This is a genomic window from Stenotrophomonas sp. S39, assembly GCF_016624665.1.
Classification (GTDB): Bacteria; Pseudomonadota; Gammaproteobacteria; order Xanthomonadales; family Xanthomonadaceae; genus Stenotrophomonas.
The window spans coordinates 1-10,188 of record NZ_JACVTT010000124.1; the positions used below are offsets into that span (position 1 = coordinate 1).

At 67.0% G+C, this 10,188-nt stretch carries 11 protein-coding genes; 4 read left to right on the forward strand and 7 right to left on the reverse strand.

The window, feature by feature from the left end:
* The 3 genes from IAE41_RS20515 to IAE41_RS20525 form a co-directional block, all read right to left on the reverse strand.
* The coding region (locus IAE41_RS20515) for a pathogenicity-like protein (RefSeq protein WP_200734370.1) at nucleotides 1-418 on the reverse strand (418 nt) is incomplete at its 3' end.
* 3 nt (nucleotides 419-421) lie between these two features.
* Nucleotides 422-1,330: an acyl-CoA thioesterase II gene (gene tesB / locus IAE41_RS20520; protein WP_200734371.1), complete on the reverse strand. Its 909-nt coding sequence runs from the start codon at nucleotides 1,328-1,330 to the stop codon at nucleotides 422-424.
* Nucleotides 1,331-1,468: 138 nt separating this feature from the next.
* Complete coding sequence (locus tag IAE41_RS20525; RefSeq protein ID WP_200734372.1) at nucleotides 1,469-2,245, reverse strand: enoyl-CoA hydratase/isomerase family protein; 777 nt, start codon at nucleotides 2,243-2,245, stop codon at nucleotides 1,469-1,471.
* A gap of 34 nt (nucleotides 2,246-2,279) precedes the next feature.
* Here IAE41_RS20525 and IAE41_RS20530 point away from each other — a divergent pair, with 34 nt between their 5' ends.
* Nucleotides 2,280-2,726, forward strand: coding sequence for a copper chaperone PCu(A)C (locus IAE41_RS20530; RefSeq protein ID WP_200734373.1), 447 nt, complete (start codon nucleotides 2,280-2,282; stop codon nucleotides 2,724-2,726).
* A gap of 130 nt (nucleotides 2,727-2,856) precedes the next feature.
* Here the strand turns inward: IAE41_RS20530 and IAE41_RS20535 are convergent, their stop codons facing one another.
* From IAE41_RS20535 to uvrA, 4 genes are all read right to left on the reverse strand, one after another.
* On the reverse strand, nucleotides 2,857-3,606 hold the full coding sequence (locus IAE41_RS20535; protein ID WP_200734374.1) for an enolase: 750 nt from the start codon (nucleotides 3,604-3,606) through the stop codon (nucleotides 2,857-2,859).
* Nucleotides 3,607-3,664: 58 nt separating this feature from the next.
* On the reverse strand, nucleotides 3,665-4,390 hold the full coding sequence (locus tag IAE41_RS20540) for an enolase (RefSeq protein ID WP_200734375.1): 726 nt from the start codon (nucleotides 4,388-4,390) through the stop codon (nucleotides 3,665-3,667).
* A gap of 124 nt (nucleotides 4,391-4,514) precedes the next feature.
* Complete coding sequence (locus IAE41_RS20545) at nucleotides 4,515-4,922, reverse strand: thioesterase family protein (RefSeq protein WP_200734376.1); 408 nt, start codon at nucleotides 4,920-4,922, stop codon at nucleotides 4,515-4,517.
* Nucleotides 4,922-7,915, reverse strand: a complete 2,994-nt coding sequence (gene uvrA / locus IAE41_RS20550; protein WP_108760145.1) for an excinuclease ABC subunit UvrA — start codon at nucleotides 7,913-7,915, stop codon at nucleotides 4,922-4,924. Before uvrA ends, IAE41_RS20545 begins: the two co-directional genes overlap by 1 nt.
* A gap of 342 nt (nucleotides 7,916-8,257) precedes the next feature.
* Between uvrA and rplU the strand changes: the two genes are divergently transcribed.
* From rplU to cgtA, 3 genes are all read left to right on the forward strand, one after another.
* Entirely contained in the window at nucleotides 8,258-8,575 is a 318-nt protein-coding gene (gene rplU, locus IAE41_RS20555; RefSeq protein ID WP_004148331.1) for a 50S ribosomal protein L21, read from the forward strand.
* Nucleotides 8,576-8,586: 11 nt separating this feature from the next.
* On the forward strand, nucleotides 8,587-8,850 hold the full coding sequence (rpmA, locus tag IAE41_RS20560) for a 50S ribosomal protein L27 (RefSeq protein ID WP_004148333.1): 264 nt from the start codon (nucleotides 8,587-8,589) through the stop codon (nucleotides 8,848-8,850).
* 174 nt (nucleotides 8,851-9,024) lie between these two features.
* Nucleotides 9,025-10,077, forward strand: coding sequence for an Obg family GTPase CgtA (cgtA, locus tag IAE41_RS20565; protein WP_079221070.1), 1,053 nt, complete (start codon nucleotides 9,025-9,027; stop codon nucleotides 10,075-10,077).
* The last annotated feature ends 111 nt before the right edge of the window (nucleotides 10,078-10,188 follow it).

The following is a 10,188-nucleotide window of genomic DNA, read 5'->3' on the forward strand; positions in this document are numbered from 1 at the left end:
GGGGGGGGGGGGCGGCCGGGGCCGGGGCGCCGCGGTGGCGCAGGCCGATCACCAGCGCCACGCCGGCGATCACCACCAGCAGGGCGATGCGGATGCGCCAGGCCCAGCCGCGGCCACTGCCCGAGGTCTCGGCGGTATCGCGGAAGGCGAACTCGGCCGTGGGGTGGTCGCGGCGGGTGGTGTCGAGCAGGCGTGCGTCGCGCAGGATCTCGCGCGCACGCGGCTGGTCATCGGCACGCACGATCCAGACCGCCGGATAGCCCTGGCTGTTGCCCAGGTCGGTATAGCTGAACTGGCCACGGCGGCGGGTCTTGTACGAGCGGCCGTTGGTCACCTTCACTTCGATGTCGTGGCTGCGCAGCAGCTCGGCCACGCCCTCGACGGTTTCCACGCGTTGGCTGCTGAAAATCTGGCGCATTGCTTACTCCTTGGCCGGCACGGCGGCGGCGGCATCCTGGTCCGGCACCACGCGGATCAGGCCTTCCTGGGCGGTGCTGGCCACCAGCACGCCATCACGGGTGAAGAACTGGCCGCGGGCCAGGCCGCGCGAATCCTGCGCGCTGGGGCTGTCCAGCGAGTACAGCAGCCAGTCGTCGGCGCGGAACGGGCGGTGGAACCAGATCGCGTGGTCGAGCGAGGCCATCTGCACGTGCGGGTGGTAGTAGCTGATGCCGTGCGGGAAGGTGGCCGTGCCCAGCAGGTGGAAATCCGAGGCATAGGCCAGCAGGGCCTGGTGCAGCTCGGGCGCATCGCCCACCGGTTCGCTCAGGCGCAGCCAGACCTGGTGGTAAGGCGGGCGCTTGGGCGGGTTCAGTTCGTCGCGCGGGTACACGTGGCGGAACTCGAACGGGCCACCACGCGAGAGCCAGCGCTGCACCTTGATCGGCAGCCGCTCCAGCACCTCGGCCGGCAGCGGGCGGTTCGGCTCGATGTCCTCCGGCTGCGGCACCTCGGGCATCTTGTGCTGGTGCTGGGCACCGGTTTCGGCCTGCTGGAACGAGGCCGCGCAGAAGAAGATCACCTTGCCGTGCTGGATCGCGGTGACCCGGCGCACGGAGAAGCTGCCGCCATCACGGGTGCGGTCCACGTCATAGACGATCGGGTGGTCGATGTTGCCGGCACGCAGGAAATAGGCGTGCAGCGAATGCACGTGGCGGCCGTTGTCGACCGTGGCCTGTGCCGCCGCCAGCGCCTGGCCCAGCACCTGGCCGCCAAACACGTACTTGGTGCCGATGTCGCGGCTCTGCCCGCGGAACAGGTTGCCCTCCAGCCGCTCCAGGGTGAGCAGGTCGATCAGCTCGGAGACGACGGGTTCGGGCGTGTCGTTCAAGGGGGCGGCCACAGCAATGAAGAAGGCTCGATTATACCGGTCAGGGGTGGCCCATCATCGGTAGTGCCGGCCGCTGGCCGGCAGCCTCGTGATCCTCTGGGGTGCCTGCGGCTGCCGGCCAGCGGCCGGCACTACCGTTTACTTGCCCAGCCGGGCCACCAGCGCCTGCAGGGCGTTCTGCGCATCCGGCGCGAACCAGGCTTCGACGAAGCGGTCCAGCTGGATCAGGTCCGGGTGCAGCGCCTCGTGCAGGTCGGCACGGGCGATGGCGCGGGTCAGCAGCATCGGCTGGCGCGGCTGCCTGAGCAGGTGCTGCAGCCAGGCGATGGCGCGTGCCACCACCAGGTCGCCCTCGGCCAGTTCATCCACCAGGCCGATCTGCAGCGCCTGTTCGGCCGGCACCAGCGCGCCGGTGCTGAGCAGGATGCCGGAGCGGTGCACGCCCACGGCGCGGCGCAGCAGGCGCTGGATGCCTTCCGGCGCCACCAGGCCCACCTGCACCTCGTTGAGGCCGATGGCATACGGGCGGGCCGGGTCGGCGCTGCGCGCCATCACCCGGTAATCGCAGCACAGCGCCAGCACGCAGCCGCCGGCCGGCGCATGGCCGGTGAGTGCCGCCACCACCGGGATGCGGCTCTCGGCCACCGTACGCACCGCGCCGAAGAAGGCGTTCCAGCTGTCCAGCAGCTTGTGCTTGTCATCGCCGTGGGAGAGCAGGTGCGGCACGTCCATGCCGCCGGTGAAGATGCGCTCGCTGCCCGACAGCACGATGCCGTGCACGTCCTCGGCCATGGCCAGTTCGACGGCGTGGATCAGCTGGCGGCACAGTTCGGTGTCCAGTGCATTGACCGGTGGCCGCGCCAGGCGCAGTTCGCGGATGGGGCCATGGTTGATCACCTCGATGAGCGTCGTCATGCTGCGGTCTCGTTGCGGACAGGAATCTGAGGCGATGATAACCAAACCATTCGTTGGCGTATTGTGGCTGCTGTGTGCGGGCGCAGCATCGGCGGCGAGCGCCGTGCCAGCCTGCGTCACCGTGCAGCAGGGCTGGGCACGCCTGCCGCCCAACCCGGCCATGCCGATGACCGCCGGCTACGGCGTGATCCACAACGGCTGCGCGAAAGCGGTGGCCATCACCGGTGCACGCAGTGCCCGCTTCGCTGACGTGTCGCTGCACGAAACCACGATCGTCGATGGGGTCAGCCGCATGCGTGCGGTCGAGCGCCTGCCGCTGGCGCCGGGCGCCCGCGCCGAGCTCAAGCCCGGTGGCCTGCACCTGATGCTGATGGAGGGCAAGGGCGCGTTGAAGGAAGGCGAGGCCGTGCCGCTGCAGCTGCAGCTGGAGGGCGGTGGCGAAGCCAGCGCGACGTTGGCGGTGCGCAAGGCTGCGCCGTAAGGGGATGGTGGTGCCGGCCGCCGTAGAGTCGAGCTTGCTCGACTGCTCCGGCCAACAGCAGTCGAGCAAGCTCGACGCTACGAAGCGCAGGCGACACACCCGGTAGCGCCGGGCCATGCCCGGCGGCGTCTTACGACCAGTCGAACGTAAACAGGACCGTGCGGCTGTGCGGTTCGTAGAACATCACGATCGCATCGGCACCGGCCGCGACCCAGTGGCTGGCCGGCACGCTGGCCACATGGAAGAACGCATGGCCGTCGCGGGTCAGCTGCAGGCCATCGTCGGGCAGGTGGCTGCTGTCATTGCGGAACCGCAGGCTGCCACGCTGCCGGTAGCCGGCCAGATCCTGCAGCTGGAATGCCGCAGGCAGCGGGGCGTAGTCGGACCAGTTGCCAAACCAGATCGGGCCGCCCAGTTGCTGCAGCCATGCCTGTTCGTCCAGTTCGCCCTCGCCGTAGCGCGAGCAGCTGGCCAGGCGCCCATGCTGCAGGAAATGCGCACGCGCCTTGGCATGGCTCTCGCGCATTTCGACGATGTGGGCGCGGGCCTCTTCTCCCTCCACCGCCTCGCCCAGGAAATAGTCCTGGGTGCCCAGGAAGCGCATTTCGTTGGCCGCGGTCAGCTCGAAGGCGATCCAGTTGATGCCGGTGAACGCGTTGTGGTGCGCGGTGGTGTCGTCACCGATACAGCCTTCATAGGGTTCGATCGGGCACAGCAGGGTTGCCATCTGCCAGGCCAGCTCCGGGCGCAGCTCGCCCAGGTCGATCTTCAGCAGCGGCAGCAGGTGCTGGCCGAGCCAGGCCTGGTCGGCGGGGAAAACGTCGGCGGGGAAGGGGACCATGCCGGGCAGCAGGTCGTGCAGATCGGTGTGGTGGATCATGTCAGTCCCTTGGAGCGGGTTGGCAATGCCGGCCAGCGGCCGGCACTACCAGGCTGGCTTACGTCCAGTCGTACGAGAACAGCACTGTGCGGCTTACCGGTTCGTACAGCATCACGATGGCATCGGCGCCGGTGGCGCACCAGTTGTAGCCGGCCACTTCGGCCACGGCGAAGAAGCGGTGGCCATCACGGGAGATGAGTACCCGCTCGGCCTCGTCCGGGGCATGGCGGTCGTAGGCGGCGGGGGTGAACTCCAGCGCGAATGCCGCGGGAATGGGCGAGGTTTCGACCCAGTTGCCGGTGGAAATCTGACCACCCAGCGTATCCAGATAATCGCGCTCGCTGGGCTCGCCCTTGCCGAAGCGCGAGTAGCAGGCCAACCGGCCATGGGCGGCGTGGTAGTCACGCGCTTTGGCATAGCTGTCGCGCATCTGTGCGATGTGCTCCTGCGCATGCTTGTCATTGCCCGGGTCACCGATGAAATAGCCCTCGTTGCCGAGGAAGCGCATCTGGTTGTCGGCGCTCAGTTCGAAGGCGATCCAGTTGGTGCCGGTGAAGTCGTTGTGTTGCGCTTCCGTCGTCTCGCCGATGCAGCCGTCGTACGGCTCGATCGGGCACAGCATCGTTGCCACCTGGCCTGCCAGCTCCGGGCGCAGCACGCCCAGGTCGATCTTCAGCAGCGGCAGCAGGTGCTGGCCGAGCCAGGCCTGGTCGGCGGGGAAGACGTCGGTGGGGAAGGGGACCATGCCGGGCAGCAGGTCGCGCAGTTCGGTGCGGTGGATCATGTCAGTCCTTTGAACAGGGCGGGTAGAGTCGAGCTTGCTCGACTGATCCGGCAAACAGCAGTCGAGCAAGCTCGACTCTACGAGGTGCAGGGTCAGGCATGCCGGCCAGCGGCCGGCACTACCTTCAGGTAGAGGCGTTGCGGATCGCGTCCGGCAGCGGCGCGCTCTTGCCGGTCTGGGTGTCCATCCAGACCACCACCACGTTGCCATCCGAGTACAGCTTCGCATCATCCTGCTGGTCGACGATGCGGTGGCCGATGGTCACGCTGCTGTTGCCCAGGCGTTCGACGAACAGCTCTACCAGGATGTCGTTGGGCCACACGATCGGCAGGCGGTAGTTGACGTTGGTCGCGGCCACCACCGGTGCGATGCGGTCGGTCATCGACACGCCTTCCACGCCCAGCATCCAGCGCACGCGCGCTTCTTCCAGGTAGGAAATGTACTTGGCGTTGTTGACGTGGCCCATGCTGTCCATGTCACGCCAGCGCACGCTGATCGGGATGCGGGCCAGGATCTTGTGTTCGCTGCTCATCAGGCGTCCTTCTTCTTCGTCGTGCTCTTGCTGGCCTTGCCGGTGCTCTTGGCGGCCACGGCCTTCTTCGCCACCTTGGCGGGTTTTTCAGGCTTCACCTTGCGCGGCGGGCGGGCGTCGGGCTTGTTGGCCACGGCGGCCGGTCGTTCCGGGCGCGCGCTGGTGGAGGGCAGCATGCGGGCCAGGAACTGGCCGGTGTACGACTGCGGGCAGGCCGCCACGTCTTCCGGCGTGCCGGTCACCAGGATGGTGCCACCGCGGTGGCCGCCTTCCGGGCCCAGGTCGACGATCCAGTCGGCGGTCTTGATGACGTCCAGGTTGTGCTCGATCACCACCACCGTGTTGCCTTCGTCGCGCAGCTTGTGCAGCACGCCCAGCAGCGCTTCGATGTCGTGGAAGTGCAGGCCGGTGGTCGGCTCGTCGAGGATGTACAGGGTGCGGCCGGTATCGCGGCGCGACAGTTCCTTGGACAGCTTCACGCGCTGCGCTTCACCACCGGACAGCGTGGTCGCGCTCTGGCCCAGCTTGATGTAGCTCAGGCCCACGTCCACCAGCGTTTCCAGCTTGCGGGCGATGGACGGCACCGGCTCGAACAGCTTCAGTGCATCCTCGACGGTCATTTCCAGCACGTCGTTGATGTTGTAGCCCTTGTACAGGATCTCCAGCGTCTCGCGGTTGTAGCGCTTGCCGTGGCAGACGTCGCAGGGCACGTACACATCCGGCAGGAAGTGCATCTCGACCTTGATCAGGCCATCGCCCTGGCAGGCCTCGCAGCGCCCACCACGCACGTTGAAGCTGAAGCGGCCCGGCGAATAGCCGCGCGCACGTGCTTCGGGCACCTGCGCGAACAGCTCGCGCAGCGGCGTGAACAGGCCGGTGTAGGTGGCCGGGTTCGAGCGCGGCGTACGACCGATCGGCGACTGGTCGATGTCCACCACCTTGTCGAACAGGTCCAGGCCGTCGATCTCCTTGTACGGGGCGATCGGGTGCGAGGAGCCGTTGATCTCGTTGGCGGCCAGCGAGAACAGGGTGTCGTTGATCAGGGTCGACTTGCCCGAACCGGACACGCCGGTCACGCAGGTCAGCAGGCCTGAGGGAATCGCCAGGTCCACGCCCTTCAGGTTGTTGCCGCTGGCACCGCGCAGGTGCAGGGTCATCTTCGGGTTCGGTTTGTGCCGGCGCGCCGGGATCTCGATCGCGCGCTTGCCGGACAGGTACTGGCCGGTCAGCGAACGCGGTGCATCCAGGATGTCCTGCAGGGTGCCCTGGCCGACGATCTCGCCGCCATGCACGCCCGCGCCCGGGCCGATGTCCAGCACGTAGTCGGCCAGGCGGATCGCATCCTCGTCATGCTCGACCACGATGACCGTGTTGCCGAGGTCGCGCAGGCGGGTGAGTGTGCCCAGCAGGCGTTCGTTGTCGCGCTGGTGCAGGCCGATGGACGGCTCGTCGAGCACGTACATCACGCCGACCAGGCCGGCACCGATCTGGCTGGCCAGGCGGATGCGCTGCGCTTCGCCACCAGACAGCGTGTCGGCCTTGCGCTCCAGGGTCAGGTAATCCAGGCCGACATCGACCAGGAAGCCCAGGCGTTCGCCGATTTCCTTGACGATCTTCGAGGCGATCTCGCCGCGCCAGCCCGGCAGGCTCAGTTCGCTGAAGAACTTCAGTGCTTCGTCGATCGGGAGCACCACCAGGTCCGGCAGCGGGCGGTCGGCCACGAACACGTTGCGCGCGGCCTTGTTCAGGCGCGCACCCTTGCATTCGGGGCAGGCGTGTTCGCTGATGTACTTGCCCAGTTCTTCCTGCACCGCCGCCGATTCGGTTTCCTTGTAGCGGCGTTCCAGATTGGGAATGATGCCCTCGAAGCGGTGCTTGCGCTGGGTGCGGCCACCGGCCTCGGTGAAGTAGGTGAAAGTGATCGCATCATCGCCGCTGCCGTACAGCACGGCCTGCTGCACGTTGGCCGGCAGCGAGTTCCACGACGCATCGACGTCGAACTTGTAGTGCTTGGCCAGCGAGGCGATCAGCTGGAAGTAGTAGGCATTGCGGCGGTCCCAGCCGCGCACCGCACCGGCGGCCAGCGATAGTTCCGGGTGCACCACCACGCGCGCCGGGTCGAAGAACTCGGCCATGCCCAGGCCATCGCAGCCGGGGCAGGCGCCCATCGGCGCGTTGAAGGAGAACAGGCGCGGTTCCAGCTCGGGCAGCGAGTAATCGCAGACCGGGCAGGAATACTTGGAGGAGAACAGGGTCGGCGCGGTTTCGGCGTTGTCCAGGCTCTGCACCGAGGCCATGCCGTCGCCCAGCTTCAGCGCGGTCTCGAAGCTCTCGGCCAGGCGCTGCTTGATGTCCTCGCGCGGGCGGAAACGGTCGATCACCGCTTCGATGGTGTGCTTCTGGCGCAGCGCCAGCGGCGGCACCGCGTCGATTTCATACAGCTCGCCGTCCACCCGCACGCGCACGAAGCCCTGTGCACGCAGCTGGTCGAAGACCTGCGCATGCTCGCCCTTGCGATCGCGGATGACCGGGGCCAGCAGCATGTAGCGCTGTTCCGGGTCCAGGGTCAGCACCTGGTCGACCATCTGGCTGACGGTCTGTGCTTCCAGCGGGTAGCCATGGTCCGGGCAGCGCGGGGTGCCGACGCGGGCGTACAGCAGGCGCAGGTAGTCGTAGATCTCGGTGATCGTGCCGACGGTCGAACGCGGGTTGTGCGAGGTCGACTTCTGCTCGATCGAGATGGCCGGGGACAGGCCCTCGATGTGGTCCAGGTCCGGCTTTTCCATCACGCTCAGGAACTGCCGCGCATAGGCCGACAGCGACTCGACGTAGCGGCGCTGGCCTTCTGCATAGATGGTGTCGAACGCCAGCGAGGACTTGCCCGAGCCGGACAGGCCGGTGATCACGATCAGCTTGTCGCGGGGCAGGTCGAGGTCGATGTTCTTGAGGTTGTGCGTCCGCGCGCCGCGGATGCGGATGAAATCCATCGCCATGGGGGATCCGGTTATGGGGGGCGTTGGCTGGGTGCCGGGCCAGCAGGGGGACGGCAATCGGTCAGCCTACCGAGGTGACCAGATGGGGGCAATGGGCGACAATGCCAGCCCGGTGTCTCACCCTGTGAGACAGGCCGACAGCTTTGTGTAGAGCCGAGCCAGGCTCGGCTGCCTGCACCCCGAACCGTTCAGCCGAGCATGGCTCGGCTCTACCGGGCCTCCCTGCCGGGCCGTTCAGGGGTTGACTTGACTCCGCCGCATTGATCTGCGTACAATCCCGCTCCTGTCCGCCCTCGATGGCGACAGTCCATAGACCACAATAACTACAGAGGAAGTCTGGTCATGTACGCAGTACTGGTCACCGGCGGTAAGCAATACCGCGTGGCGCAGGGCGAAAAGCTCCGCATTGAAAAGCTCGAAGTCGAAGTCGGCAGCGAGATCAAGTTCGACAACATCCTGCTGCTCGGCGACAGCGATGGCATCAAGATCGGCGACGCCCTGAGCGGCGCAGCGGTCACCGCCACCGTCCTGTCCCAGGGTCGTGCTGACAAGGTCCGGATCATCAAGTTCCGTCGCCGCAAGCACCACATGAAGCGTCAGGGTCACCGTCAGTACTACACCGAAATCGAGATCACCGGCATTGCCGGTGGCAGCAAGTAAGGAGATAGGTCATGGCACATAAAAAAGGCGTAGGCTCTTCGCGCAACGGTCGCGACTCCAACCCGAAGTACCTGGGCGTCAAGATCTTCGGTGGCCAGGCCATTGAAGCCGGCAACATCATCGTGCGCCAGCGCGGCACCCAGTTCCACCCGGGTTCGGGCGTCGGCCTCGGCCGCGACCACACCCTGTTCGCCCTCGTGGACGGCAAGGTGGAGTTCTCGGTGAAGGGCGCCAAGAAGCGCCGCACCGTCAGCGTCGTGTCGGTCGAAGCCTGATAAGGCTTGGCTGGCGGCCATGCCCCGGCATGGCCTTGCTGGTCGAATCGCACGCTGCATGAAGAGCCCCGCTTCGGCGGGGCTTTTCGTTGGAATCAGTGGTACAACGGGCACGGCCCGACATTCAAGCAAGGCGGCGGCACGCAGGCCGCGCCCATCGCAGGCATCGAAACAATGAAACTGGTAGACGAAGCAGAAATCGAAGTGTTCGCCGGCAACGGCGGCAACGGCTGCATTGGCTTCCGTCGCGAGAAGTTCATTCCGCTCGGCGGCCCGGACGGCGGCGACGGCGGTGCGGGCGGCAGCGTGTACATCCGCGCCGACGAAAACCTGAACACCCTGGTCGACTTCCGCCATGACCGCATCTTCAAGGCGCAGCGCGGCGAGAACGGCATGGGCCGCCAGGCCTATGGCAAGGGTGGCGAAGACCTGACCATCACCGTGCCGGTCGGCACCGTGATCATCAACGTGGCCACCGACGAAATCATCGGCGACCTGACCCAGCACGGCGACCGCCTGCTGGTGGCGCAGGGCGGCCGTGGTGGCCTGGGCAACATGCACTTCAAGAGCTCGACCAACCGCTCGCCGCGCCAGGCGCTGCCGGGCGAGCCGGGTGAAGAGCGCACGCTGAAGCTGGAGCTGAAGCTGCTGGCCGACGTCGGCCTGCTGGGCTTCCCCAACGCCGGCAAGAGCACCCTGATCCGTGCCGTTTCGGCGGCAACGCCTAAAGTGGCCGATTACCCGTTCACCACGCTGTACCCGAACCTGGGTGTGGTGAAGGTCGAGAACTACCGCAGCTTCGTCATCGCCGACATCCCGGGCCTGATCGAGGGCGCGGCCGACGGTGCCGGCCTGGGCGCGCAGTTCCTGCGCCACCTGCAGCGCACCCGCCTGCTGCTGCACCTGGTGGATATCTCCCCCATGGAAGGCGGCGTGGAAGGCATTTCCCCGGTCGAGCAGGTGCGTGCCATCGAGCGCGAACTGGAAAAGCACGACCCGGAGCTGCTGCAGAAGCCGCGCTGGCTGGTGCTGAACAAGGCCGACCTGATGTTCGAGGACGAGGCCAAGGCCGCGGCCGAGCAGATCGTCGCCGAGCTGGGCTGGAAGGAGCCGTGGTTCCTGGTGTCGGCGCTGGGCCGCGAAGGCACCTTCCCGATCATGAGCCGGGTCATGGCGTTCTTCGATCGCCAGAAGGAAGACGAACTGGAAGCCCGCAACGCGCTGTGATGGTGTTGTGGTTCCGCACGAAAAACCCGGCTTCGGCCGGGTTTTTCATTTTCCGGTAGCGCCGGGGGGGGGGGGGGGGGGGGGGGGGGGGGGGGGGGGGGGGGGGGGGGG

Excerpts from the sequence above, each read along its gene's own strand:
- IAE41_RS20530 (WP_200734373.1), top strand. The coding sequence starts at position 2,280 with ATGATAACCAAACCATTCGTTGGCGTATTGTGGCTGCTGTGTGCGGGC.
- IAE41_RS20545 (WP_200734376.1), bottom strand. The coding sequence starts at position 4,922 with ATGAGCAGCGAACACAAGATCCTGGCCCGCATCCCGATCAGCGTGCGC.
- IAE41_RS20525 (WP_200734372.1), bottom strand. The coding sequence starts at position 2,245 with ATGACGACGCTCATCGAGGTGATCAACCATGGCCCCATCCGCGAACTG.
- IAE41_RS20540 (WP_200734375.1), bottom strand. The coding sequence starts at position 4,390 with ATGATCCACCGCACCGAACTGCGCGACCTGCTGCCCGGCATGGTCCCC.
- uvrA (WP_108760145.1), bottom strand. The coding sequence starts at position 7,915 with ATGGCGATGGATTTCATCCGCATCCGCGGCGCGCGGACGCACAACCTC.
- rplU (WP_004148331.1), top strand. The coding sequence starts at position 8,258 with ATGTACGCAGTACTGGTCACCGGCGGTAAGCAATACCGCGTGGCGCAG.
- IAE41_RS20535 (WP_200734374.1), bottom strand. The coding sequence starts at position 3,606 with ATGATCCACCACACCGATCTGCACGACCTGCTGCCCGGCATGGTCCCC.
- cgtA (WP_079221070.1), top strand. The coding sequence starts at position 9,025 with ATGAAACTGGTAGACGAAGCAGAAATCGAAGTGTTCGCCGGCAACGGC.
- rpmA (WP_004148333.1), top strand. The coding sequence starts at position 8,587 with ATGGCACATAAAAAAGGCGTAGGCTCTTCGCGCAACGGTCGCGACTCC.